The sequence below is a fragment of the Achromobacter sp. ESBL13 genome (assembly GCF_036668755.1).
GTDB lineage: Bacteria > Pseudomonadota > Gammaproteobacteria > Burkholderiales > Burkholderiaceae_B > Achromobacter.
On the sequence record NZ_JAZEVT010000006.1, the window covers coordinates 169,967 to 193,054 of the forward strand.

At 66.6% G+C, this 23,088-nt stretch carries 25 protein-coding genes; 12 read left to right on the top strand and 13 right to left on the bottom strand.

From position 1 onward, the window contains the following. The first annotated feature begins 25 nt into the window (after positions 1-25). The 8 genes from V6F88_RS22140 to V6F88_RS22175 all read left to right on the top strand — a co-directional run bounded on the left by V6F88_RS22140 (position 26) and on the right by V6F88_RS22175 (position 8,892). Positions 26-1,123 carry an ABC transporter substrate-binding protein gene (locus tag V6F88_RS22140; RefSeq protein ID WP_332612259.1) on the top strand — a complete coding sequence of 366 codons (1,098 nt, stop codon included), beginning with the start codon at positions 26-28 and terminating at the stop codon, positions 1,121-1,123. A 151-nt stretch (positions 1,124-1,274) separates the two neighbouring features. Next, positions 1,275-3,053 (top strand): ABC transporter permease, encoded by a 1,779-nt coding sequence (locus V6F88_RS22145; RefSeq protein WP_332612260.1) that lies wholly within the window; start codon positions 1,275-1,277, stop codon positions 3,051-3,053. Continuing rightward, on the top strand, positions 3,046-4,134 hold the full coding sequence (locus tag V6F88_RS22150; RefSeq protein ID WP_332612262.1) for an ABC transporter ATP-binding protein: 1,089 nt from the start codon (positions 3,046-3,048) through the stop codon (positions 4,132-4,134). The genes V6F88_RS22145 and V6F88_RS22150 overlap by 8 nt, the downstream gene beginning before the upstream one ends. Positions 4,135-4,254: 120 nt before the next feature. Continuing rightward, complete coding sequence (locus tag V6F88_RS22155) at positions 4,255-5,151, top strand: TonB family protein (RefSeq protein ID WP_332612263.1); 897 nt, start codon at positions 4,255-4,257, stop codon at positions 5,149-5,151. After that, positions 5,148-6,011 carry a shikimate dehydrogenase gene (aroE, locus tag V6F88_RS22160; RefSeq protein ID WP_332612264.1) on the top strand — a complete coding sequence of 288 codons (864 nt, stop codon included), beginning with the start codon at positions 5,148-5,150 and terminating at the stop codon, positions 6,009-6,011. Before V6F88_RS22155 ends, aroE begins: the two co-directional genes overlap by 4 nt. Before the next feature lie 5 nt (positions 6,012-6,016). Continuing rightward, positions 6,017-6,742 carry a monofunctional biosynthetic peptidoglycan transglycosylase gene (gene mtgA, locus V6F88_RS22165; RefSeq protein ID WP_046806542.1) on the top strand — a complete coding sequence of 242 codons (726 nt, stop codon included), beginning with the start codon at positions 6,017-6,019 and terminating at the stop codon, positions 6,740-6,742. A gap of 141 nt (positions 6,743-6,883) precedes the next feature. Continuing rightward, positions 6,884-8,062, top strand: coding sequence for an LPS export ABC transporter permease LptG (gene lptG / locus V6F88_RS22170; RefSeq protein WP_104145191.1), 1,179 nt, complete (start codon positions 6,884-6,886; stop codon positions 8,060-8,062). Further along, positions 8,059-8,892 (top strand): symmetrical bis(5'-nucleosyl)-tetraphosphatase, encoded by an 834-nt coding sequence (locus tag V6F88_RS22175; protein ID WP_332612265.1) that lies wholly within the window; start codon positions 8,059-8,061, stop codon positions 8,890-8,892. The genes lptG and V6F88_RS22175 overlap by 4 nt, the downstream gene beginning before the upstream one ends. Before the next feature lie 12 nt (positions 8,893-8,904). Here V6F88_RS22175 and V6F88_RS22180 read toward each other — a convergent pair whose 3' ends face one another. Genes V6F88_RS22180 through V6F88_RS22205 form a run of 6 tightly spaced genes read right to left on the bottom strand, consistent with a single transcriptional unit; the run spans position 8,905 to position 13,821 of the window. Beyond that, positions 8,905-9,630 (bottom strand): amino acid ABC transporter ATP-binding protein, encoded by a 726-nt coding sequence (locus V6F88_RS22180; RefSeq protein ID WP_332612267.1) that lies wholly within the window; start codon positions 9,628-9,630, stop codon positions 8,905-8,907. Then, positions 9,627-10,343, bottom strand: a complete 717-nt coding sequence (locus V6F88_RS22185; protein WP_046806546.1) for an amino acid ABC transporter permease — start codon at positions 10,341-10,343, stop codon at positions 9,627-9,629. The genes V6F88_RS22180 and V6F88_RS22185 overlap by 4 nt, the downstream gene beginning before the upstream one ends. 1 nt (position 10,344) lies before the next feature. Further along, positions 10,345-11,046, bottom strand: a complete 702-nt coding sequence (locus V6F88_RS22190) for an amino acid ABC transporter permease (protein WP_332612269.1) — start codon at positions 11,044-11,046, stop codon at positions 10,345-10,347. A gap of 28 nt (positions 11,047-11,074) precedes the next feature. Continuing rightward, entirely contained in the window at positions 11,075-11,902 is an 828-nt protein-coding gene (locus V6F88_RS22195; RefSeq protein ID WP_332612270.1) for an ABC transporter substrate-binding protein, read from the bottom strand. A gap of 30 nt (positions 11,903-11,932) precedes the next feature. After that, on the bottom strand, positions 11,933-13,150 hold the full coding sequence (locus V6F88_RS22200) for an aminotransferase class I/II-fold pyridoxal phosphate-dependent enzyme (RefSeq protein ID WP_332612271.1): 1,218 nt from the start codon (positions 13,148-13,150) through the stop codon (positions 11,933-11,935). Further along, positions 13,147-13,821, bottom strand: a complete 675-nt coding sequence (locus V6F88_RS22205; RefSeq protein WP_332612272.1) for an RraA family protein — start codon at positions 13,819-13,821, stop codon at positions 13,147-13,149. Before V6F88_RS22205 ends, V6F88_RS22200 begins: the two co-directional genes overlap by 4 nt. A gap of 216 nt (positions 13,822-14,037) precedes the next feature. Here V6F88_RS22205 and V6F88_RS22210 point away from each other — a divergent pair, with 216 nt between their 5' ends. Continuing rightward, the gene (locus tag V6F88_RS22210; protein ID WP_332612273.1) at positions 14,038-14,928 is read left to right on the top strand and encodes a LysR family transcriptional regulator; all 891 of its coding nucleotides are present in this window, start codon (positions 14,038-14,040) and stop codon (positions 14,926-14,928) included. 27 nt (positions 14,929-14,955) lie between these two features. Here the strand turns inward: V6F88_RS22210 and V6F88_RS22215 are convergent, their stop codons facing one another. The 6 genes from V6F88_RS22215 to V6F88_RS22240 form a co-directional block, all read right to left on the bottom strand. Next, positions 14,956-15,696 (bottom strand): lysophospholipid acyltransferase family protein, encoded by a 741-nt coding sequence (locus tag V6F88_RS22215; protein ID WP_332612274.1) that lies wholly within the window; start codon positions 15,694-15,696, stop codon positions 14,956-14,958. Beyond that, positions 15,693-16,985: a dihydroorotase gene (locus V6F88_RS22220; RefSeq protein WP_332612275.1), complete on the bottom strand. Its 1,293-nt coding sequence runs from the start codon at positions 16,983-16,985 to the stop codon at positions 15,693-15,695. The genes V6F88_RS22215 and V6F88_RS22220 overlap by 4 nt, the downstream gene beginning before the upstream one ends. Further along, the gene (locus V6F88_RS22225; protein WP_332612276.1) at positions 16,982-17,968 is read right to left on the bottom strand and encodes an aspartate carbamoyltransferase; all 987 of its coding nucleotides are present in this window, start codon (positions 17,966-17,968) and stop codon (positions 16,982-16,984) included. Before V6F88_RS22225 ends, V6F88_RS22220 begins: the two co-directional genes overlap by 4 nt. Positions 17,969-17,990: 22 nt before the next feature. Further along, complete coding sequence (gene ruvX / locus V6F88_RS22230) at positions 17,991-18,392, bottom strand: Holliday junction resolvase RuvX (RefSeq protein ID WP_046806574.1); 402 nt, start codon at positions 18,390-18,392, stop codon at positions 17,991-17,993. Further along, the gene (locus tag V6F88_RS22235) at positions 18,385-18,972 is read right to left on the bottom strand and encodes a YqgE/AlgH family protein (protein ID WP_046806555.1); all 588 of its coding nucleotides are present in this window, start codon (positions 18,970-18,972) and stop codon (positions 18,385-18,387) included. The genes ruvX and V6F88_RS22235 overlap by 8 nt, the downstream gene beginning before the upstream one ends. 148 nt (positions 18,973-19,120) lie before the next feature. Further along, entirely contained in the window at positions 19,121-19,285 is a 165-nt protein-coding gene (locus V6F88_RS22240; RefSeq protein ID WP_003814980.1) for a rubredoxin, read from the bottom strand. 162 nt (positions 19,286-19,447) lie between these two features. Here V6F88_RS22240 and V6F88_RS22245 point away from each other — a divergent pair, with 162 nt between their 5' ends. Genes V6F88_RS22245 through hemL form a run of 3 tightly spaced genes read left to right on the top strand, consistent with a single transcriptional unit; the run spans position 19,448 to position 22,202 of the window. Next, the gene (locus tag V6F88_RS22245; protein ID WP_104145197.1) at positions 19,448-20,257 is read left to right on the top strand and encodes a hydroxymethylpyrimidine/phosphomethylpyrimidine kinase; all 810 of its coding nucleotides are present in this window, start codon (positions 19,448-19,450) and stop codon (positions 20,255-20,257) included. Further along, positions 20,254-20,919: a thiamine phosphate synthase gene (gene thiE, locus V6F88_RS22250; RefSeq protein ID WP_332612278.1), complete on the top strand. Its 666-nt coding sequence runs from the start codon at positions 20,254-20,256 to the stop codon at positions 20,917-20,919. Before V6F88_RS22245 ends, thiE begins: the two co-directional genes overlap by 4 nt. A 5-nt stretch (positions 20,920-20,924) precedes the next feature. After that, a complete protein-coding gene (gene hemL / locus V6F88_RS22255) occupies positions 20,925-22,202 on the top strand; it encodes a glutamate-1-semialdehyde 2,1-aminomutase (protein WP_332612280.1) in 1,278 nt (425 codons plus the stop codon). Positions 22,203-22,251: 49 nt separating this feature from the next. Here hemL and V6F88_RS22260 read toward each other — a convergent pair whose 3' ends face one another. Next, complete coding sequence (locus tag V6F88_RS22260) at positions 22,252-23,004, bottom strand: lytic transglycosylase domain-containing protein (RefSeq protein ID WP_332612282.1); 753 nt, start codon at positions 23,002-23,004, stop codon at positions 22,252-22,254. Positions 23,005-23,088 lie beyond the last annotated feature (84 nt).

The window sequence follows — 23,088 nt, forward strand, 5'->3', positions numbered from 1 at the left end:
ACCAATTCCAATCGGAGACGAACACATGCTTGCCAAGTCCCAACTGGCGGCCGCCTGCGCCGCAGCTTTCGCCATCGCCACCGGCAGCGCCTTCGCGCAGGCCGTGCCGGCGGGTTACCCGGCCGATTATCAAAAGATCCTGGACGGCGCCAAGAAGGAAGGCAAGGTCGTCATCTATTCGACCACCGACACCAAGGCCGCCGGCCCCATCATCAAGGGCTTCGAAGCGCTGTATCCGGGCGTCAAGGTCGAATACAACGACATGAACAGCACCGAGCTCTACAACCGCTACATCAGCGAACAGGCGGCGGGCGGCGGCAGCGGCGACATCGTCTGGAGCTCGTCGATGGATTCGGCCCTGAAGCTGGCCTCCGACTACGCGCTGCAATACAAATCGCCCGAAGCCGGCAAGCTGCCGGCCTGGGCCGTCTGGAAGGATTCGGCCTACGGCACGACCTACGAACCCGCCGTGTTCATCTACAACAAGCGCCTGATCCCCGCCGCCGAAGTGCCGACCACGCACGGCGCGCTGGCCAAGCTGATAGCCAGCCAGCCCGACAAATTCAAGAACAAGGTCACCACCTACGACATTGAAAAGTCGGCCGTGGGCTTCATGCTGGCAGTGCAGGACAAGGCCAACGACCCCAAGTATTTCGACACGCTGAAAGACATCGCCAAGGGCGGCCTGGTCGTGCAATCGTCCACCGGCACCATGATGGAACGCGTGTCCTCGGGTGAAAACCTGATCGGCTACAACATCCTGGGTTCGTACGCCGAAACCCGCGCCAAGGCCGACCCGTCGCTGGGCGTGGCCTACCCGACCGACTACGCGCTGGTGCTGTCGCGCGTGGCGTTCATCAGCAAGAAAGCCAAGAACCGCAACGCCGCCAAGCTGTGGATGGATTACCTGCTGTCCAAGAAGGGCCAGGAAATCATGGCCAACCAGGCCGACCTGGCCTCGGTGCGCGATGACATCGACGGCGACAACGATGTGGACGGCATGACTAAGAAGCTGGGCGCCTCGCTCAAGCCGATTCCGGTCAACGAAACGCTGCTGGACTACCTTGAGCAGACCAAGCGCCTTCAGTTCATCAAGGACTGGCGCGCCGCGGCCGGCAAGTAAGGCCGCGCGGGTCCGGGGCGCGGCGCGCCCGCCCCGGCGCCCCATACGCGTAGCGGACGGCGGCCTGCCGCCCGCTTGACCGCCCCCCGGGCGGGCCTGCCCCTACCCGGGCGGCGCGACCGTCGCGTCACTTTGAACACAGGATTTCCCCATGCAGTCATTGCGCAGAAAATGGCAGTCCCTGCCGCGCGGCGTGGTGGTGTTGATGACAGCGCTGGCTATCTACGTGCCGCTGTCGTTCATCATCATCCAGAGCTTTCTATCCGCGCCCTTCTTTGCCCCGTCCAAGGTCTTCAGCCTGGACGCGTTCCGCTTCATCTTCGCGGACCCGGATTTCTACAAGGCGCTGAAAAGCGGCTTCATCCTGGCCTTCGGGCTGGCCATCATCGCCATCCCGCTGGGCGGCATGTTGGCCTTCCTGATGATCCGCACCGACCTGCCCGGCCGCCGCTGGATCGAACCGCTGATCCTGGTGCCGGTGTTCGTGTCACCCATGGTGCTGGGCTTTGGCTACGTCGTGGCCGCCGGCCCGGTGGGCTTTTTCTCGATCTGGGCGCAGAACATCCTGGGCTTCGTGCCCTGGAACGTCTATTCGCTGACCAGCATCGTCATCATCGCCGGCCTGACGCACGTGCCGCACGCGTACCTGTACATCTCGTCGGCGCTGCGCAGCATGGGGTCCGATGTGGAAGAAGCCGCCCGCGTGGCCGGGGCGTCGCCGCTGCGCGTGATGGTGTCGGTCAGCCTGCCGATGGTGCGCCCGGCCATGTTGTACGCCACCGTGCTGCTGTTCTTCCTGGGCCTGGAAGTGTTCGGCCTGGTGCTGGTGCTGGGTGATCCGGAAGGCAACCTGGTGCTGGCCACGTACCTGTACAAGCTGACCAACAAGCTGGGCATTCCGTCGTATCACCTGATGGCGGCCGTGGCCGTGATCCTGATCTGCATGACGATCCCGCTGGTGATGCTGCAACGCCGTTTGATGCGCACCGCGAACCGCTTCGTCACCGTCAAGGGCAAGGCCTCGCGCGCCCGCCCGCTGCCGCTGGGCAAGTGGCGCTGGGCGGCGGGCGCGGTCGTGGCGTTCTGGCTGGCGGTCACCATCGTGGTGCCGCTGCTGGGCGTGCTGCTGCGCGCGTTCGTGTCCAACTGGGGCATGGGCGTGTCACTGTTCGACGTGCTGTCGCTGGACGCCTTCCGTACGGTCTTCGCGCAGCCCAACCTGATCCGCGCGATTGTGAACTCGGTGGCTATCGGCGTATTCGGCGGCGCGCTGGCAGTGATGTGCTACATGTTCGTGGGCCTGGCCATGCACCGCAAGCCCGACAACGTGACGCGCTTCATGGACTACAGCGTGCTGGTGCCGCGCGCCGTGCCCGGCCTGCTGGCCGGCCTGGCCTTCCTGTGGGTGTTCCTGTTTGTGCCGATGTGGCTGGACAACGCCCTGGACGTGGACGAAAACGGCTGGCTGTCGGCGCTGCCGTTCGCCGAATGGCTGCGCGAGAACTTCATTGAATGGCTACGCGCCATGCGCAGCACCATCTTCAGCGTGTGGCTGGCCTACACGGTGGTGTGGATGGCTTACGGGCTGCGCTTGATTTCATCGACCCTGCTGCAAGTGGGCCCCGAACTGGAAGAGGCCGCCCGCAGCGCCGGGGCGCGCCGTGGTCAGGTCACGCGCCACGTCACGGTACCGCTGGCCAAGTACGGCCTGATCGGTTCGTGGCTGCTGATGTTCCTGATCTTCGAGCGCGAATACTCCACCGGCGTCTACCTGCTGTCGCCCGGCACGGAAACCATCGGTTCCATGCTGGTGTCGCTGTGGGCCTCGGGCGCCATCGACATCGTGGCCGCGCTTTCCTTCATCAATATCGTTCTGGTCGTGATCGGCCTGGGCATCGCCCTGCGATTCGGAGTCAAACTTCATGATTGAGCTTTCTGTAGAAGACCTGCACCTGGACTACGGCGACAACCCCGTGCTGAAGGGCGTGTCGATGCAATTGCGCCAGGGCGAAGTGGTGTCGCTGCTGGGCCCCTCGGGTAGCGGCAAGACCACGCTGCTGCGCGCCGTGGCCGGGCTGGAAGGCCCCAAGCGCGGCCGCATCACCATCGGCGACCGCATCGTCTATGACGGCGGCGCGCGCAAAGAAATTCCGGCCGAAGAGCGCAACCTGGGGCTGGTGTTCCAGTCCTACGCGCTGTGGCCGCACAAGACCGTGTTTGAAAACGTGGCCTACCCGCTGAAGTTGCGCAAGGTGCCGTCGGCCGAAGTGCGCGAACGCGTGCAGGCCGTGCTGGACCAGCTGGGGCTGGGCAAGCTGGGCCACCGCCATCCGCACGCGCTGTCCGGCGGCCAGCAACAGCGTGTGGCCATCGGCCGGGCGCTGGTGTACAGCCCGCCCGTCATCCTGCTGGACGAGCCTCTGTCCAACCTGGACGCCAAGCTGCGCGAAGAAGCCCGCGCCTTCCTGCGCGAACTGATCATCCGCCTGGGGCTGTCGGCCCTGATGGTGACGCATGACCAGAGCGAAGCCATGGCCATCTCAGACCGCATCCTGCTGCTGAACAACGGCAAGATCGAACAGCAAGGCACGCCGCAGGAAATGTACGGCTCGCCGTCCACGCTGTTCACGGCGGAATTCATGGGCAGCAACAACCGGCTGGAAGGCAAGGTCACTGAAGTGCGCGACGGCCGTGCGCGCATCGAGGGCCGTGGCTGGGCGCTGTGGGGCAAGGCGGGCGAAGGCGTGTCGGCCGGCCAGGACGGCACCGCCGTGATCCGGGTCGAACAAGTGCGCCTGGCGGACGACCCCGACGGCAACCACATCGACATGCCGCTGTTGACCAGCATGTACCTGGGCGACCGTTGGGAATACCTGTTCCGCACGCCCGACGCCGACCCGGCCAACACGCTGGCCCTGCGCGCCTATGGTCCCGAAGGCCGCGAACCCGGTCCCAGCCGCCTGGCCCTGCCGGCCAGCAAGGTGTGGGTGTTCCCCCGCAAGCTGGCCTGATCCGACCGGGGCGGCGTGGGCGCCGGCCGCCCACCCGCCTTCCCGGCATGCCGTCCAATAGCTGTTACAAGCCGTTGGCCGGCCTGTCCGGGCGGCGCGGACTCGCCTTACAATGCGTCCGTGCCACGCCCTGATTCCTCCTCCCCGCTAGGCCGTTATCTGCGGTGGCTGGGCGCTCCCGCCCAGCATTACCTGCGCATCGGCATTGCAATATCGCTGTTGGTGCACGCCGGCGCCCTGGCGTGGCGCTTCGGCGTGCCCGCGCTTACCCGGCCGCCCGTAACCAGCCTGGAAGTGGTGCTGCTGAACGCCCGCAGCGAAACGCCGCCCGAGGCGCCGCGCGCCCAGGCACAGAACCAGATGACGGGTGGAGGCAATGCCGAACAAGGCATGACCACCACGCCGCTGCCCCAGACCGGTGCCGCCGCCGAGACCATCGTGCTGGAAGCCATGCGCCGCCGCCAAGTGCAGCTGGAAGCCGAACAGACCCGGTTGATGACCCAATTGCGCTCGGCGCAACAGGCCGGCGCCGAACGCCAGGCCGTCAACCCGTGGCCCGACGGCGCCGACCAGGGCAAGGACGCCGAGGACCAGGCCAGCGTGATCCAGAACGCCCAGGTTGCCGCGCTGGCTGCCCGCGTCCAGCAATACAGCAACGAACCCCGCAAGCAATTCGTGGCGCCGTCCGCCGAAGCCTCGCGCTACGCCGCCTACCTGGACGCGTGGCGCGCCCGCATTGAAACCGTCGGCACCCAGCATTACCCGGACGAAGCGCGCGGACGTATCTACGGATCGTTGCGCATCACCGTGTCGGTGCGCGCCGATGGCAGCATCGCCAATGTGGAAATCGACCAGCCGTCCCCGCACGCCGTACTGAATCAGGCGGCCCGCCGCATCGTCCAGCTGGCCGCGCCCTTTCCGCCCTTCCCCCCCGATATCGCGCGCGATACCGACGTGCTGGTCATCACCCGCACGTGGCATTTCGTCAACGACACCCTGGAAACCCAAGCCCCATGACCGAGGCGACCCCTCTTGCCCGCTACGCCGTCATCGGCAACCCCGTCGCGCACAGCCGCTCGCCCCAGATCCACGCCATGTTTTCCCAGCAGACCGGCAAGCCGCTGCGCTACGAGCGCCTGCTGGCGCCGGTTGATGGCTTTGGCGACGCGGTGGCCGCATTCGTGGCAGAGGGCGGGCTGGGCCTGAACGTCACGGTGCCCTTCAAGCTGGATGCGTACGCGCTGGCGGCGGGCCACCTGTCCGCCCGCGCGCGCCTGGCCGGCGCCGTCAACACCTTGTCCTGGCGCGATGGCGCCTGGCACGGCTGCAATACCGATGGCGTGGGCCTGGTGTCGGACCTGCAACGCCTGGGCCTGCGGCTGGCCGATGCCGCCGTGCTGATGGTAGGCGCGGGCGGCGCGGCGCGCGGCGTGCTGCAACCGCTGGCGCAAGCCGGCTGCGCGCGCATCCATATCGTGAACCGCACCGCGTCCAAGGCGCTGGAACTGGCCGATGCCTGGCGCGCCACCGGCGTGTCGCCCGCCACCCACGTCACGGCGGGCGGCCTGGCCGACGCCGCGCGGCCCGGCGGCTGGAACCTCGTCATCAACGCCACGGCCAGCGGCTTGCAGGATGCCGCGCCGGACATGCCGCCCGGGTTGTACGCGCCGGGCGCCGCCGCCTACGACATGATGTACGGCGCCAAGCCCACCGCCTTCATGAAGCAGGCCGAGGCCGACGGGGCCAGCTTGACGGCAGACGGCCTGGGCATGCTGGTGGGCCAGGCCGCCGAGAGCTTTCTGATCTGGCATGGCGTGCGCCCCGACCCGGCGCCGGTGCTGGCCGCGCTGCGCGAGGCCCTGGTGGCCGGACACTAAGCGGCATGGCGACGCGCAAGCAGGGCCGATCCTGGTTCCGGATCATCACCGGCGTGCTGATGGCGCTGGTGTGCGCGGTGCTGTTGTACCAATTCTGGCTGTTCTCACAGGTGGTCTGGTACAACTACCGCGACCCCGGCAGCAGCGCGATCATGCGCGAAGAACGCTCGCGCCTGCGCGAAGGCAACCCCGCCTTCCAGCTGAAATACGAATGGGTGCCCTACGACAAGATCAGCCGCAACCTCAAGCGCGCGGTGGTGGCGTCCGAGGATTCCAAGTTCACCGAACACGACGGTATCGAATGGGACGCCATTCGCAAGGCCTGGGAATACAACCAGCGCCAGGAAGAAGCCGGCCGCAGCAAGATGCGGGGCGGCTCGACCATTACGCAGCAGCTGGCCAAGAACATGTTCCTGTCCAGCTCGCGCAGTTACATCCGCAAGGGGCAGGAACTGGTGCTGGCCTACATGATCGAACACGTCATGAGCAAGGAACGCATTCTTGAGCTGTATCTGAACGTGGCGGAATGGGGCGTGGGCGTGTTTGGCGCGCAAGCCGCCGCGCAGCACTATTTCAATACGTCGGCGGCCAACCTCAGCGCAAGCCAGTCCGCGCGGCTGGCCGCCATGCTGCCCAACCCCCGCTTCTACGACACCCGGCGCAACTCCAATTACCTCAATTCCCGCGTGGGCGTGCTGACGCGCCGGATGCAGATGGTGGACATCCCCTGATCCGCCGTGCCTTCCCCAAAGATGCCCCCGGCACTTTCTTACCCCCCCTGACATCCCGAACCCGCCGCCCGCACCGCACTCTTCGCACCCTGGGCGGTGGGATTTGTTAAGCTTTCACGTTTAGCGCTTCCCCACATTTTCATGCGTACCGCCCGTCGCTACCTGGCCCGCGAAATCTATCGCTCTTGTGCAGTGGTCCTTATGGCCTTGCTCGGCCTTTTCACATTCTTCGCGCTGGTAGACGACCTGGACAACGTGGGCGACAAGTTCTCCATGATGGCCCTGCTCTACATGCAGGCGCTGGCCATTCCCACCCGTCTGTATGATCTCTTGCCCATTGGCCTGTTGATCGGCGCGATCCTGGCGCTGGCCGGGCTGGCCCAGCGCAACGAACTGGTCATCCTGCGCGTCTCTGGCGTCAGCGGCATGCGGCTGTTGCGCATGCTGTGGGTGGTGACCATCCCGCTGATGATCGGCGCCGCCCTGCTGTCCGAATACGTCACGCCCTGGGCTGAAATCAAAAGCGGCGAAGCCAACCTGATGTTTCGCGGCAAGGCCGGCGGAGACCGCCTGAAAAGCGGCTACTGGTTCAAGGAACCCACCGCCAACGGCGGCATGCGCATCATCAACATCGCCGAACTCAAAGGCGACGGCCAGGTGGCCGGCATCACCCTTTACGAATTCAAGAAAGACCAGACGCTGACCGTGCTGTCCACGGCGCCCACCGGCCTGTTCGCGCATGGCGACCTGGTGCTGAAAGACGTCTCGGAAACCCGCCTGGATGACGACGCGGCCGAAGCGCTGGCCAACGCGCGCCAGCCCAAGAACCCGCCCGCCTCGGTCGCGAAGGTGCCCGAGCGCACGGTGGACACCACGCTTAGCGCCGAGCGCCTGCTGGCCCGCGTACTGACACCTGAACGCATGTCCATCGTCACCCTGCTGGACTACGTGCAGTACCTGCGCGACAACCAGCTGCAATATGGTCGACAGGTGGTGGCGCTGTGGCGCAAACTGGCGTATCCGTTCACGCTGCTGGTGATGATCACCATTGCCGCACCGATCGGCCTGATGCAGACCCGCCGAGGCGGCGTCGGCGCCAAGGTGTTTATCGGCATCCTGCTGGGCGTGGGCTTCTTCATGCTGAACCAGCTGGCGCTTAACGTCGGCATGTTGGGCAAATGGCCGTCTTGGCTGACGGCGCTGGGTCCGAACATCGGCGCCATGGCGCTGGCCTTGGGCGCGATGAGCTACATGGAATACCGCCACACCATCACGCGCGTGGTCCAACAACGCTGGCCCTGGAGCAAGAGTCCCGCATGAACGGCAGTATCTGGATGATCGGCGACGTGCAGGGGTGCTGCTCGCCGCTGGACCGCTTGCTGGCCCATCCCGACCTGGTCGGAGACCCCCGTTCGCGCTTCTGGTTCGCGGGCGACCTGGTCAACCGGGGGCCGCAATCGCTGGAAACCCTGCGCCGCATCATCGACCTGGGCGAGCGCGCGACCTCGGTCCTGGGCAACCATGACCTGCACCTGCTGGCCGCCGCCGCGGGCGTGCGCAAGCCGTCCAAGTCCGACACGCTGGATCCGATCCTGCGCGCGCCCGACGCCGCCGAACTGATCAACTGGCTGCGCTTTCGTCCGCTGGCCCACTTTGAACAAGGCCATCTGCTGGTGCACGCCGGTACGCTGGCCAAGTGGGACGTGGCCAAGACGCTTTCGCTGGCCGGCGAAGTGCAGGACGCGCTGCGCGGCCCGAACTGGCACAAGGCGCTGCAAAAAATGTACGGCAACGAACCGGCCACGTGGAAAGAAGACCACAAGGGCGGCAAGCGGATGCGGGTCATCATCAACGCGCTGACGCGTATCCGCCTGTGCACGCCCAATGGCCACATGGAATTTGCCACCAAGGTCGCGCCCGGCGCGTGGCCGCCCAACCTGGTGCCTTGGTTCGACGTGCCCAACCGCGCCACGCGCGACATCACCACGGTGTTCGGGCACTGGTCCACGCTGGGGCTGCTACAGCGCCCCGACGTGATCTGCCTGGACACGGGCTGCGTCTGGGGCGGTGCGCTGACGGCCTTGCGCTTGCAAGACCGCAAGCTGGTCCAGGTGAAGTGCTCGCAATTCCAGGACCCGCATTCGGACTGACGCCGCCGCGCGCTAGTGACGGATTTCGGCCAGGAACTTTTGCGCCCGCACCGTTGCCGGCCGGTTAAAGAACACGTCGGGCGTGCCCGTTTCCACGATGCGCCCCGCGTCCATGAACCACACCCGATCCGCGACTTCACGCGCGAAACCCATTTCGTGCGTTACGCACACCATCGTCATCCCGTCCTTGGCCAGGCCCTTCATCACCTGTAGCACCTCGCCCACCATCTCGGGGTCCAGCGCACTGGTCGGCTCGTCAAACAGCATCACGGGCGGGTTCATCGCCAGGGCGCGCGCAATCGCCACGCGTTGCTGCTGACCACCGGACAACTGGGCGGGATACGCATCCGCCTTGTGAGACAGGCCCACGCGTTCCAGCAATTGCAGCGCCCGCTCGCGCGCCTCGGGACGCCGCGCGCGTTTCAATTGCAGCGGCGCCAGCATCAGGTTTTCAAGCACGGACAGATGCGGGAACAGGTTGAATTGCTGGAACACGAAGCCGATGTGGCTGCGCAGCTGATCCAGGTGCACCTTCGGCCCGTAGATGTCCTGGCCGTTCACTTCAATGAGGCCCTTCTGGATGGGTTCCAGCCGGTTGATGGTGCGGATCAAGGTGGATTTGCCCGACCCCGACGGCCCGCACACCACGACAACTTCGCCCTGCCTGACCTCTTCGGTCACGTCGGCCAGCGCCTGATAATCGCCATACCACTTCTGCACTTGTGTAAATCGGATCATGTCGGCACCACTTTAGGGGCGGCCCCCAGCCCGGCGCGCCGTCTGCCGATACGCCGTTCGGTCAGGTGCACCAATGAACTCAGGCCAAAATTCAAAACAAAATAGGTCATCGCCAGCAATCCGAACACTTCAAACGGCTTGGTCAGCAAGACGCTGTTGATCTGGTTGGCGGCGTAGGTCAGCTCCTGCACGCTGATCACGTAGGCCAGCGACGTTTCCTTTACCGTCGAGACGAACTGGCTCAGCATGCTGGGCAGCATGTTGTAGAGCGCCTGCGGCAGGATCACGCGCCGCATCGTCTGCATATACGACAGGCCCAACGCCCGGCTGGCCTCTTGCTGGCCGGGCGGCAACGCCTGGATGCCGGCGCGGATGATCTCGGCCAGGTAAGCGCTTTCGTAGCACACCAGCGCAACCACCATCGTGGTCGTGCCCGCCACGGGGCGGCCGATGATGAGCGGCACGAAAAAGTACGCCCAGAAAATGAACATCAGCAGCGGCAGCCCGCGCACCAGGTACACCACGGCCGACGACGGCCAATAGAAGATCCGGTAAGGGCTGATCCGCCCCAGCGCCAGCAGCACGCCGCAGGGCAGCGCCAACGCCAGGCTGATTGCCGCCAGGCCCAGCGTAGCCACCAGGCCGCCCACCGGGCCGTGCGGATACTGCCCGATCAGCAGCAGCAACCAGTTGTCTTTCAGGATGTCCCACATATCAGCGCGCCCCCAGCGGACGATACCGTCGTTGCAAGATCGCGCCGCCACCCATGATGAGGAACGACAGCACCAGATAAATCACCGTCACCACCGCATAGGCCTCGAACGTACGATAGGTGTAGTTCTCGATTTCGCGCCCGGCCGCCGTCAGCTCCGTCACCCCGATCGCCATTGCCAGGCTGGTGTTCTTTAACAGCAGCAGCGTCTGGTTCAGCAGCGGCGGGATGGCGATGCGAAACGCCTGCGGCAGCACCACGCAGCGCATGGTGCGCAGAAAGCCCAGGCCCAGCGCCCGCGCGGCCTCGACCTGCCCCGGCGCAATGCCGCGCACGGCGCTGCGCAGGTCTTCACAGATGTAGGCCGACATCACCAGCGCGATGGCGATGCACGACATGATGAATTCACTGCCGTGGCTGTTGAGCCAGTCGCTTACCCCTTGCGGCAACAGCGCCGGCACGCCGAAGTACCAGAAAAGAATGTGCACCAGCATGGGCACATTGCGGTGAAACGCCACATAGGTGGCGATCACCGCGTTGGCCACGGGCGAGCCCGTCAGGCGGATCACCGCCAACAGGCTGCCCACGCAGAACGCCAGGACCCAGGACAGCCCCGCCAGCGCCAGGGTGGTCACGAACCCCCTGAACAGCCACGTCGGATACTCGCCCTGGAAAATGGCGTTGAAGTCGAAGACGTAATGCATCGAGACAGGCTCCAGCGCGCGCCGCGCGTCAACCCTTGATGGCTTCGATGCGGAAGTCGCGCTTCATGTTGAATTGCGTACCGGCGCCAAACCACTTGTCGAACACCTTACCGGCCTGGCCCGATGCCTCCATGCCGTCCAGCACCTTGTTCACCTGGTTCAGCATTGCCGTGTCGCCCTTGCGCACGCCCATGCCCCAGGGCTCGACGAATAGCGCCGGTTCCAGGATCTTGACGGGCACCGCGCTGGTGGCCGCCTGATGCTGAAGCTTGACCAGCATCAGCTCTGACCCGACAAAGCCGCTGACCTTGCCTTGCTGCAAGGCCAGGAACGCGCCGCTGGGGTCCTTGAACGTCACGGGGTCTACGTTGGGGATGTTCTTGCGCGCGCCTTGCTCGGACGACGAGCCGCGCACGGCGCTGATGCGCTTGCCGGCCAGATCGGCGGGCGCCTTCAGGTCTTTCTCGGCATCGCGGGCCAGGATCTTTTGCAGGCTGACGAAATGCTGGTGCGAATAATCGATCTGCTGCGCGCGTTCGGGGCTCCAGCCCAGGTTGGCGGCCACCACGTCGACGCGGCCGGCGATCAGTTCGGGGATGCGGGCCTCGACGGCGATCAGCTTGAGCTCCAGCGGTACGCCCAGGCTGTCGGCCACGGCCTGGCACATGTCCACTTCATAGCCGACCACGGCGCGGGTTTTGGGGTCCTGAAAGCTGAAGGGCTCGGCGGTGCCCATGGTGCCGCAGATGAACTTGCCGCGCGCCTTGATGTCCTGCAACGTGTCCGCGTGCGCGGCGGGCGCCAGCGTGGCGGCAACGCCGACGGCGGCAAGAATGCTGGCGATGGTGGTCTTCATGATTATTCCCCTTGAGTATCGGTATGTAGGTCAATCCAGCGCCGCGCAAGCCTGGGCGATGCGGCGGCATCCTTCTTCGATGTTTTCCATCGACGTGGCAAAGCTCAGGCGCAAGTACGGCGACAAGCCATAGGCCGCGCCGTCCAGCACCGCGACACCCGCGTCATCCAGCAGGTACATCACCACGTCCAGGTCGCTTTGCAGCATGCGGCCGGCCGGCGTGCGCTTGCCCAGCAAGCCTTGAACCGACGGATACACGTAGAACGCGCCCTGCGGTTGCGGGCAACGTAGACCCGGCACGGCGTTCAGCAAGGCCACGATGCGGTCGCGGCGCGCATGGAAGATAGCGGCGGCATCGCCCACGCAGCGCTGGTCGGCGGTCAGGGCCACGCGCGCGGCGGCCTGGCTGATGGCGCTGACGCAGCTGGTGCTTTGCGAGATCAGCGTCGCCATGGCGCGGATCAGCGGCTTGGGACCGCCCGCGTACCCCAGGCGCCAGCCCGTCATCGCATAGGCCTTGGACACGCCATTGATCGTCAGCGCGCGGCCCGCCAGCGCCGGCACCACGGCCGCCGGCGAGGCATGGCGCGCATCGCCGTACGCCAGGTGTTCGTAGATTTCATCGGTCAGCAACCACACCTGGGGATGGCGCGCCAGCACCTCGCCCAGCGCTTGCAGCTCCGCTTCGCCATACATCGCGCCGGTGGGGTTGCCGGGGGTGTTCAGCAGCAGCCATTTCGTACGCGGCGTGATGGCCTGTTCCAGCGCTTGCGGCGTCAGCTTGAAGCCGTCGGCTTCGGGGCAGGCAACCACCACCGGCTTGCCATCGTTGACCAGCACCATGTCCGGGTACGACACCCAGTACGGCGCGGGGATGATGACTTCGTCGCCGGCCTGCACGGAAGCGGCCAGCGCCGTGAAGATCAGCTGCTTGGCGCCCACGCCCACGATCAGTTCGTCCAGGCCGTAGTCCAGGCCATTCTCGCGCTGGAACTTGGCGCGCACCGCTTCCAGCAGTGGCTTGGCGCCGACGGATGCGGTGTAGCGGATGTCGCCGCTGTTCAGCGCGTCGATGCCGGCCTGCACGATGTGCGCGGGGGTGGGCAGGTCGGGTTCGCCAACAGTGAAGTCCACAATGTCGCGGCCTTGCGCGCGCAGCTGGTCCACGCGTGTCTTGGCGGCCATGCTGGGCGACGGCTTGATGGCCAGGGCGCGGTCAGCCAGGAAGGCGGTGTCGGCGGCGCTCATGCCAGCCCCTTGGCGGCAAACGCGGCCTGCATCCAGCTTTGCGTCTTATCGCCCTTGGCGATCTCGGCCATGATGCGTTCTTCCTTGGCGGCATGCGCGTGAGCGGCCTCGATCAGGCTTTGCGCGTCGGACGCGGGAAAGCTGACCAGGCCGTCTTCGTCACCCACCAGGATGTCTCCGGGTTGGATGACCTGGCCGCCGATCGACACGGGCACGTTGACTTCGCCGGGGCCGTCCTTGTACGGGCCACGATGGATGTGGCCGCGCGCATAGCAGGGGAAGCTGTCGGCCTCGAAGGCGGCCACGTCGCGGATCGCGCCGTCCACCACCACGCCGACGCAGCCGTGCACTTGCAGATAGCGCTTCATGATTTCGCCCAACACGGCGTTGGACAAGTCGCCGCCCGCGTCCACCACCAGCACGTGGCCGGGCTGGATCTGCATCATGGCCTTGTAGATCATCAGGTTGTCGCCGGGGCGGGTCTTGACGGTCAGGGCAGTGCCGACCAGCTTGCCGCCGCGGTTGTAGCGGTGCAGGCCCGAGATACCTTCGCGGCGCGCCAGGTTGTCGCTAAGGTGCGGCGTGACGATGCCGGCCAGGGCTTGGAGTATGGCGGCGGGAGCAACGGGGGAAGCCGGCAATTGGCGTGCGCCGGTAAGAATCTGGGCCATGACGATCTGCAACGTCCTCTATCGAAAGCCGCCGGTGGCAAGCGTGTAAGGCTTCGGGATGCCGGGCGGCCGGGGTGGGTTCAGATCGCATGTTGCGAGCTTTTCGTTTTCAGAAAAAGGGATTAAATTTCCACGAGCTTTATCTCTTTTTGGAATATACGGGTTAGCCCTAGGCGGAAATTTCGGAATGAACATCACCCTTGCACGGGGCGCGACATGCTGACATTCAAGCAGATCGAGGCGCTGTACTGGACCGTGCGACTGGGCACGTTTTCGGCGTCGGCGCAAAAGCTGCACACCACGCAATCGGCCATCACCAAGCGCATCCAGGAACTGGAGGCGGACTTCGACGTGGCGCTGTTCGACCGTTCGGGCCACCGCGCGGAACTGACGGCGCGCGGGCACGAAGTCTATGCGCTGGCCGAAGACATGCTGGGGCATCGCGACCGCTTGCTGGTGCGGTTGAAAGGTCAGCACACACTGACGGGCACCTTCCGCTTCGGCATCACCGAGATCACGGCGATGACGTGGCTGCCCGCGCTGATCCGCCTGCTGCGAGCGCACTATCCGCGCATCACGCTTGAGCCGCACATCGACCTGGGCGCCGACCTGCTCAAGCGCTTGCAGGCCGGGCAGCTGGACATGGCGTTCCTGCATGGCGAATTCGCGGAACCCAACTTGCAGGTGGTCGCGCTACAGCGACTGGAATTCGCATGGATGGGCAGCCCCGACCTGATCGACGCCAGCCGCGTCTACACGCCCGCCGACATCGCGCGCCTGCCGCTGCTGCGGCAAAGCCGCGAATCGGGCTTGAACATGATCTATGACGGGTGGCTGCGGCCGCACACGCCGGACAGCAACATCTTCACGATCAACAGCCTGATCGCAATGGCCGGGCTGACGGCCGCCGGCTTTGGCGTCAGCTGCCTGCCGCGCGATTACTTTGCGGACATGGTCAGCAAGAAGCAGCTGGTGATCGCGCGCACCAGCACCGCGCCGCCGCAATCGGTCTACAGCGCGATGTTCCGGCGCGATGCGGACGTGGCCTTTTGTGAAAGCGTGGCCGAGCTGGCCGAGAGTTGCTGTGAGTTTTCCGGCGGCATCTGAAGCGCGCCGGCGGGTCTAGCGCGGGCGTTACAACACGCGCAGGATTGCGTCGCGGGCCTGATGCGACAGCTCCAGCCGCGTGGGCAGGCTGCCGTCCGGATGCCGCGCCGCCAGGGGCGGCAGAAACACCACTTCAACGGCCAGCCCCGTTGCGCCCAACACGCGCCACAGATTGGCCACCAGGCTTTCTTCGCCGACAAAGGCGGCAAAGCCGTCGCGCTTGCCGTGCCGCAAGAAGCGCAGCGCCACCGGCTGAATTTCAACGGCCGCCGAACGCGCCGGTTCGAACAGGCTGGCATGAAACCCAAGCAGGTCGAAGCCTTCGGTCGTGGTGCCTTCGGGAAACAGCCCCACCGCATCGCCCAGCTTGAAACGCGCCTGCATGGCCTCGCCCATGGCATGCACCGCGTGCCGCTGGCCCCGTTCGATGAACAAGGTGCCGGCGCCCGCCACCAGCCAACCGATCACCGGCCATTTGCGGATCTCGCTTTTGGCGACGAACGAGGTGGGGCGCGCGGAATTGAGCACGAAGATATCGATCCACGACACATGGTTGGCCACCAGCAGCACGGGCCCGGTCATGCGGGGATCGCCCTTGAAGGTAACCTTCAGGCCGCATACGGCCATCAACGCGCGGGACCATGAACGGTTCAGCCAGGCGCGCGTTGCAGGGCGGATGAAGGGGTAGACAAGGCCAACGCAAAACAGGCCATAGACAATCAGCGGCAGCACCAGGGCCAGCCGTAGGACAAAGCGCAGCAGCTTCAAACTGAAGTCTCCCAGGCCAGCTGGCCACCGACCACGGTGGCGCGTACCCGACCGGGCAGCATCATACCCGCGAACGGGGTGTGCGGGCTGCGGCTTTGCAGCGCCGACGGCGCCACCAGCCATTCGGCGTCCAGGTCCACCACGCAGGCATCGGCGGGTGCGCCGATGCCCAGTTGCCCGGCCTGCGTTGCGCCAAGGTTGCTCAACACGGCGCCGGGGCCCGACGTGACGCGCGCCAGCGCGTCGGCCAGCGGCACACGATGGTCGCGCGCCCACTTCAAGGTCAAGGACAGCAGCAGTTCCAACGCCGTTGCACCGGGCGTGGACGACGCAAACGGCGCCGCCTTGCCCAATGTGTCGACGGGCGCGTGGTCCGAACACAGCGCCGCAACCAGGCCTTCGGCCAACGCTGCCTGGATGGCGTCGCGGTCACGCTGGCCGCGCAGCGGTGGTTGCAGGTGGTAGTTCGTGTCGAAGAAACCGATATCCACGTCGGTCAGGTGCAGGTTGTGAACCGACACGTCCGCCGTCACCGCCAGCCCCTCGCGCCTGGCCGCGCGCAGCAGCGCCAGCCCCGCCGCCGTGGACAGCCGCGTCAGGTGCACGCGCGCGCCCGTCGCCCGTTGCAATTCAAAAATCGTATTCAGCGCGATCGTTTCCGCTTGCGGCGGCAGGCCTTCCAGCCCCAGCCGTTCGGCATAGGCGCCGCTGGCCACCACGGCATCCGGCGCCAGCCACGGGTCTTGCGGGCGTAGCCACAGCGTGTGGCCCAGGCCGCTGGCATAACGCATCGCGCCCCACAGCACCCGGGTATCCGCGATGCCGTGTTCGCCCTGTGCGAAAGCCACGCAACCCGCCTGCGCCAGCAAGCCCATTTCCGTCAACGTCTGGCCCGCCAGCCCCACCGTCATCGCGCCCAGCGGGTGGATGCGCGGTTCGCCGGCTTCCTGTTGGCGCATCAGCGCGTCGACCTTGCCCGGTTCGTCCGGCGCGGCGTCGGCATCCGGCGGCATCACCAGACGCGTCACGCCGCCCGCCAATGCCGCGCGCAATTCGGCGGGCGCGAAGGCCAGGCCCGTGGCGTGGCCCGGCTGTGCAACGCGGGCCGACAGGTCGACCAGCCCGGGCAACACGGCCAAGCCCTGCGCATCGAATACGCGGTCGGCGTGAAAGCCGTCGGGCGCGGTGTCCACCGCGACCACATGGCCATCGGCAAGGTAAAGATCATGCCGCCCGTCCACCGCATTGGCGGGATCGATCAAGCGGCCGTTCGCGATATGCAGCCTCATGGCGCGTCTCCGGCCAGCAGGCGTAAGGCGGCCAGGCGCAGATGCTGTTCCAGGTCGGCCAACTGCGCCTGCACGGGCGCCAGGCCGGCGGCCACGTCACCGTCCACCTCCACGCCCGGCGTCAACGCGCCCACGGGCAATAGCAGCGCATCCGGTTTGGCGGCGGCAAGCGCGGCGGGCGTCAGGCCATAGCCGTGTGCGTATTCGCGTGCGGACGGCAGCAGCGCGCCGCTGATCTGCTCAACCTTCAACGGCAAGACGATGATGACGTCGGCGTCCAGCAAGCCTTCGTACAGGCTGCCGCATTCGCGCACGCCCAACTGCGGCAGGCCTTCCGGCAGCAAGGTGCGCGGCGCCACCACGCGCACTTCGGGCACGCCCAGCGTGGTCATGGCGTGGATGACGGAACGCGCCACGCCGCAATGGCGCACGTCGCCCACCAGCGTCACGGCCAGGTTCGTCAGGTCCGACTTCGCGTTCAGCATCGCCTGCACCAGCGCCAAGGCCGGCAAGGGGTTGGCATGCGTACCGTCGCCGGCATTCAGGACGCGCAATCCCGGCGCGGCATGCGCGGCGGCACAATGCGCCGCGCCACTGGCCGCGTGACGCAATACCAGCACGCCCGGCTGCAAACCGGCCACGGTCTGCGCCAGGGGGTCGCCGGCGTGCGCGTCCACGGCTTGCGCGTCCAGCGCTACGGGCAGCAGCGACAGGCGCGTCGCGCAGGCGGCGTACGCCTCGCGGTCATCACCCGGGGACAGGAACACGGGGCATGGCGCGACGGACGTGTCGGGCGTGGGAGGGACGGGTGTGGCAGGGACGGACGTGGCCGGGTCAGGCGCGGAGAGCGTCGGCGCCGTCTCGGCCACCCGGGCATAGCCGCGCGCCTCGTCAAGCAAGCGCTGGACGTGGCGCTTGGGCAGCCCTTCCGTTGTCAGCAGATGAATGAGTTCGCCGCGGCGATCAAGTTGCGGATTGAGCATAGAAGAGGCCGGGCCGCGCGTATCACGGCGCTGGCAGGGTATCCAGATATCGTTGCAGGATAACAGCCGCCGCCATCGCGTCGTCGGCGGCGTGCGTGCCCAGCAGCCGCTGCGCTTCCATGCTGGATCCGCGTTCGTCGACCAGTTCAACGGCAATACCAAAACGGCCGTGCAGTTGATTGGCAAAGCGGCGGCAGCGCGCGGTGGCGGGCTGTTCGCCGCCATCGGCATCCAACGCCAGCCCCACCACCACGCGGTGCGGCTGCCATTCCTGCAGCAACGCCGCGATGCGGCCAAAGCGCGCATCGCGGATTTCACTGAAGATGATTTCCAGCGGGCGCGCCTGCCGCGTCAGCGTGTTGCCGATGGCGATGCCGATCTTTTTTTCGCCGAAGTCAAAGCCAAGCAGGGTTTCTTCAGGCATGGCCCGCATCGCCCGCCAGCATGACCGGATCAATGCCCAGCAGCTTGAGCGCGGCCGGGTAGCGGTCTTCGGCGGGTACGTCGAAGATGATGTGATCGTCGGCGCCCACGTTCAGCCACGCGTTCTGGCCCATCTCGCTTTCCAGCTGCCCCGCGCCCCAGCCGGCATAGCCCAGCGTGACCAGCATGCGTTCGGGGCCGTTGCCGTCGGCCACGGCTTGCAGCACGTCGCGCGAGGTGGTCAGCGCCATGGCGCCCATCTTGATGCTGGAACTGTAGTCGCCCGCGGGCGCGTGCAGCACAAAGCCGCGGTCGGTCTGGACCGGGCCGCCGAAATAAACCAGCGTGTCTTTGACGGGGCCGATTTCAAGCGTCAGTTCGATGCGCTCGAACAAGGTGCCCAGCGTCAGGTCGGTAGGCCGGTTGATGACCAGCCCCAGCGCGCCGCGCTCGGTGTGTTCGCACACGTAGATGACCGAGCCGGCCAGGCTGCCCTCGACCATGCCGGGCATGGCGATCAGGAACTGGTTGGCAAAGTTGGCCGCCTGCGTGGTGGCGGATTCGTGGTGTTTTTCCGTCATGGCAACCCCTTTGGGTAGTCTGAAAGAACCGTCGACGTGGCACACGGCAGTGTGGCCTTCTTGCCTGTCGGCAGACCGTCGTCGGTTGCGGTGGATGGGGCGATGCCCCATCTTACGAGCCCTGGCGGAATGGGTCAGCGGGTCGGGTTCAGATTTCCATCAATTCGAAATCCTCTTTGCGGGCGCCGCATTCGGGACAGACCCAGTTCGGCGGCACGTCTTCCCAGCGGGTGCCGGGCGCGATACCTTCGTCGGGGAGGCCGGCCTCTTCGTCATAGACCCAGCCGCAAATCAGACACATCCAAGTACGCATAGTTCTCTCTTACATCAAATCCCGACCCGGTTCCCCGTGGTGGGGCAAAGGTGGGGGGCTTCCATTAGAATGGGGACAATCTTACCGAAACCCAATAGGGGTTCCCCTGATTCACCTCAAAATGAGTCCGGGTACCCCGCTCAAAGCTCAAGCGCTGTCCACGTGGCCCCCGTTACCCCCCCTCTCGTTTTGGTCTTCGGCCCGTTTGATCCCTCGGGATCCGACGGCCTGCCCGCGGACGCCGTTACCTGCGCCCGCCTGGGCTGTCATGGCCTGGCGGCCGTGACCGCGCTGACCGTGCAGGACACTGCCGGCATCGAAGAAATCCATCCCGTTTCGCCCGACCTGCTGGACGACCAGGCACGCTGCCTGCTGGAAGATATGTCCGTGCAGGCCATCAAGGTGGGCGGACTATACACCGCGGAAACGGCAAGCGTGGCCGCGCAGGTGGCGGCCGACTACAGCCAGGTGCCGCTGGTGCTGCACCTGGGCCAGCGCGCCCCGCTGCCCGCCGACGCGGCCGATGAAGACGACGCCGACGACCTGCTGGCCGCGACGCTGGAACTGGTGCTGCCGCAAACCAATCTGCTGGTCATCGAGCACCTGCGCCTGGCCCAGTGGCACGCCGACGGCGACATCGATATCGGGGACGCCCCCTCGCCCATGCACGCCCTGGTGGCGGCCGGCGCGCAGTGGGTGCTGGTGCTGGGCAGCCCGCAGCGGCCCGGGCACTTTGCCAACGTGCTGCTCGGCCCCAGCGGCCAGACCCACACCTGGCCCTGGCAGACGCCGCCCGACCGCAACGGCGACGCCGGCGGCCTGGCCGCCACGGCCATCACCGCCATGCTGGCGCGCGGGCTGGACATGCCCGAAGCCGTGCGCCAGGGCCTGGCGCATGCCGATGCCTCGGTGGCCGCCAGCTTCCTGCCGGGCATGGGCCGGCGCATTCCCAACCGGATCCAACCGCAATGAAACCCCTGCGCTTTCCTTCGGGCCTGTATGGCGTGACGCCCGAATGGGACGACACCGACCGCCTGCTGCAAGCCGTGCGCAAAGCCGCTGAAGGCGGCATGCGTTCGCTGCAATTGCGCCGCAAGAACGTGCCTGATGCCGTGCGCGCGGCGCAAGCGCGCGCCCTGGCGCCGCTGTGCCGCGAGCTTGGCGTGGTGTTCCTGATCAACGACGACTGGCGCCTGGCGCTGGACGTGGGCGCCGACGGCGCGCACGTGGGCCGCGACGACGAAAGCCTGGCGCATATCCGTGCCGAAGCCGGCCCCGACCTGATCCTGGGCGGCTCCAGCTACGACGACCTGACCCGCGCGCGCGAACTGCTGGACGCCGGCGCCGACTACATCGCCTTCGGCGCCATGTTCGCGTCCACCGTCAAGCCGGACACCGTGCGCGCGCCGCTGTCGGTGCTGACCGAAGCGCGCCGCCTGGTCGATGAGCGCGATGCGCCCCGGCCCGCCGTGGTCGCCATCGGCGGCATCACGCCAGACAACGCGCCGCTGGTTGCCCAGGCCGGCGCCGACGCCATCGCCGTCATCACCGCCCTTTTCGAAGCGCCCAGCATCCGAGCCGCCGCGGCGGCCTGCTCCGCGCCCTATTCCGTCAACCCTCTTCGCAAGCCTTGAACGCCATGTCCCGTAACGAACAGCTTTTCGATCGCGCCTGCCGCAGCATTCCCGGCGGCGTCAATTCGCCCGTGCGCGCCTTCCGCTCCGTGGGCGGCACGCCGCGCTTCATCAAGCGCGCGCAAGGGCCGTACGTGTGGGACGCGGACGACAAGCAGTACATCGATTACGTGGGTTCGTGGGGCCCCGCCATCCTGGGCCATTCGCACCCTGAAGTGGTGCGCGCGGTGCAGGAAGCCGCCGTCAACGGCTTGTCGTTCGGCGCCCCCACCGAAGCCGAAATCGACCTGGCCGAAGTGCTGATTTCGCGCCTGCCCTCCCTGGAACAGGTGCGCCTGGTCAGCTCGGGCACCGAAGCCACCATGACGGCGATCCGGCTGGCGCGGGGCGCCACCGGCCGCGCCAAGATCGTGAAGTTCGAAGGCTGCTATCACGGCCATTCCGACAGCCTGCTGGTCAAGGCCGGTTCGGGCCTGCTGACCTTCGGCAACCCCAGCTCGGCCGGGGTGCCGCCGGAATTCGTGTCGCACACGCTGACCCTGGAATACAACAACCTGGACGCCGTGCGCGAAGCCTTCGCCCAGCACGGCGCGGACATCGCCTGCATCATCGTCGAGCCGGTTGCCGGCAACATGAACCTGATCAAGCCCGCGCCGGGCTTCCTGGAAGGCCTGCGCGAAGTTTGCACCCAGCACGGCGCGCTGCTGATTTTTGACGAAGTGATGACCGGTTTCCGCGTGGGCCCGCAAGGTGTGCAGGGGCTGACCGGCGTCAAGCCGGACATCACCACGCTGGCCAAGGTGATCGGCGGCGGCATGCCGGTGGGCGCTTTCGGCGGCAGCGCCGAAGTCATGAAGCACATCGCGCCGCTGGGCGGCGTCTACCAGGCGGGCACGCTGTCGGGCAACCCGGTGGCCGTGGCCGCCGGCCTGGCCACGCTGCGCTTGATCGCCGCGCCCGGCTTCTACGACAAGCTGTCCGCGCAAACCGCCAAGCTGGCCCAGGGCCTGCAAGAGCGCGCCCGCGCCGCCGGCCTGCCGTTTTCGGCTGACTCGGTGGGCGGCATGTTCGGCATCTACTTCAGCGACACGATCCCGACGTCGTTCGCCGAAGTCTCGCAATGCGACACCGCCGCCTTCAACCGCTTCTTTCACGCCATGCTGGATCACGGCGTGCACTTCGCGCCGTCAGCATTCGAAGCGGGCTTCGTGTCGGCCACGCACGACGACGCGGTGATCCAGTCCACCCTGGATATCGCTGAAAAGGTCTTCGCCGCCATCTAGGCATGCAGACGGCACGGGCGTCGGGCGGCAAGCCTGCCGCCCGTTTCTTTCAAGGCGTTTTGTAGTGCTCGTACAGGGCGGTCACGTCCCGCACATACGCCTGCGTTTCGGCATACGGCGGCACCGCATCGTATTTGCGCACCGCCCCTTCCCCCGCGTTATACGCCGCCAGCGCCAGATCCAACCGGCCGGGATATTGGTCGATCAGGCGGCGCAGGTGTCGCGAACCCGCCCGCACATTCGTTGCCGGGTCCACCAACGCGCGCTCAATGTCGTCCACCGCCAGCACCGCCGCCGCCGTCGCCGGCATCAGCTGCATCAAGCCCAGCGCGCCCTTGGGCGAACGCGCATCGCTGCGAAAACCCGATTCAATCGCGATCACCGCCGTCAGCAAGGCGCGGTCCACGCCCGAATCCTGGGCGGCCCGTTCGATCAGGCCATCGTGCGCGGTGGGCACCTTGGCCTCGCCCCAGCGCAGCGCGCGGGACGTCGGCGCCAGCGCCGCCAGCCGCGCGCCGTCGCCGGCTTGCGGCGCACAGTCCAGACAGACCTTCAGTCCATTGCCCCGCCACGCCGCCCGCGTCTGCGCCCGCTTGTAATGCTTGGCGTAGCCGGTCGGCACCTTCATGGCGCGCCAGACGCCGTAGGGGTCCTTGTAGCGGTAGATCTCCGCCGCCTGGGCGGGCCGCGCGGGCGCCAGCGCCAGAGCGCCCAACGCAATCACCATCAGCACCGCCATGCCGCCAGCACGTGCCACAAAGGCGTTGAAGGCCAGCGGAGTGGGTCGGTGTCGAGGGTCCATGGTTGGGGCTCCGGCGGCGTCCGAAGACGCGTTGGCGAGCCCCTATGCTGCGGCGGTCGACCCGGTTTGTCGCTAGGCCCTACG

Excerpts from the sequence above, each read along its gene's own strand:
- V6F88_RS22200 (WP_332612271.1), bottom strand. The coding sequence starts at position 13,150 with ATGAGCGCCGCCGACACCGCCTTCCTGGCTGACCGCGCCCTGGCCATC.
- V6F88_RS22210 (WP_332612273.1), top strand. The coding sequence starts at position 14,038 with ATGCTGACATTCAAGCAGATCGAGGCGCTGTACTGGACCGTGCGACTG.
- V6F88_RS22140 (WP_332612259.1), top strand. The coding sequence starts at position 26 with ATGCTTGCCAAGTCCCAACTGGCGGCCGCCTGCGCCGCAGCTTTCGCC.
- V6F88_RS22225 (WP_332612276.1), bottom strand. The coding sequence starts at position 17,968 with ATGCTCAATCCGCAACTTGATCGCCGCGGCGAACTCATTCATCTGCTG.
- V6F88_RS22260 (WP_332612282.1), bottom strand. The coding sequence starts at position 23,004 with ATGGACCCTCGACACCGACCCACTCCGCTGGCCTTCAACGCCTTTGTG.
- V6F88_RS22175 (WP_332612265.1), top strand. The coding sequence starts at position 8,059 with ATGAACGGCAGTATCTGGATGATCGGCGACGTGCAGGGGTGCTGCTCG.
- mtgA (WP_046806542.1), top strand. The coding sequence starts at position 6,017 with ATGGCGACGCGCAAGCAGGGCCGATCCTGGTTCCGGATCATCACCGGC.
- aroE (WP_332612264.1), top strand. The coding sequence starts at position 5,148 with ATGACCGAGGCGACCCCTCTTGCCCGCTACGCCGTCATCGGCAACCCC.
- V6F88_RS22195 (WP_332612270.1), bottom strand. The coding sequence starts at position 11,902 with ATGAAGACCACCATCGCCAGCATTCTTGCCGCCGTCGGCGTTGCCGCC.
- V6F88_RS22185 (WP_046806546.1), bottom strand. The coding sequence starts at position 10,343 with ATGTGGGACATCCTGAAAGACAACTGGTTGCTGCTGCTGATCGGGCAG.
- lptG (WP_104145191.1), top strand. The coding sequence starts at position 6,884 with ATGCGTACCGCCCGTCGCTACCTGGCCCGCGAAATCTATCGCTCTTGT.
- V6F88_RS22220 (WP_332612275.1), bottom strand. The coding sequence starts at position 16,985 with ATGAGGCTGCATATCGCGAACGGCCGCTTGATCGATCCCGCCAATGCG.
- V6F88_RS22145 (WP_332612260.1), top strand. The coding sequence starts at position 1,275 with ATGCAGTCATTGCGCAGAAAATGGCAGTCCCTGCCGCGCGGCGTGGTG.
- V6F88_RS22180 (WP_332612267.1), bottom strand. The coding sequence starts at position 9,630 with ATGATCCGATTTACACAAGTGCAGAAGTGGTATGGCGATTATCAGGCG.
- V6F88_RS22190 (WP_332612269.1), bottom strand. The coding sequence starts at position 11,046 with ATGCATTACGTCTTCGACTTCAACGCCATTTTCCAGGGCGAGTATCCG.
- ruvX (WP_046806574.1), bottom strand. The coding sequence starts at position 18,392 with ATGCCTGAAGAAACCCTGCTTGGCTTTGACTTCGGCGAAAAAAAGATC.
- thiE (WP_332612278.1), top strand. The coding sequence starts at position 20,254 with ATGAAACCCCTGCGCTTTCCTTCGGGCCTGTATGGCGTGACGCCCGAA.
- V6F88_RS22240 (WP_003814980.1), bottom strand. The coding sequence starts at position 19,285 with ATGCGTACTTGGATGTGTCTGATTTGCGGCTGGGTCTATGACGAAGAG.
- V6F88_RS22205 (WP_332612272.1), bottom strand. The coding sequence starts at position 13,821 with ATGGCCCAGATTCTTACCGGCGCACGCCAATTGCCGGCTTCCCCCGTT.
- V6F88_RS22150 (WP_332612262.1), top strand. The coding sequence starts at position 3,046 with ATGATTGAGCTTTCTGTAGAAGACCTGCACCTGGACTACGGCGACAAC.
- hemL (WP_332612280.1), top strand. The coding sequence starts at position 20,925 with ATGTCCCGTAACGAACAGCTTTTCGATCGCGCCTGCCGCAGCATTCCC.
- V6F88_RS22235 (WP_046806555.1), bottom strand. The coding sequence starts at position 18,972 with ATGACGGAAAAACACCACGAATCCGCCACCACGCAGGCGGCCAACTTT.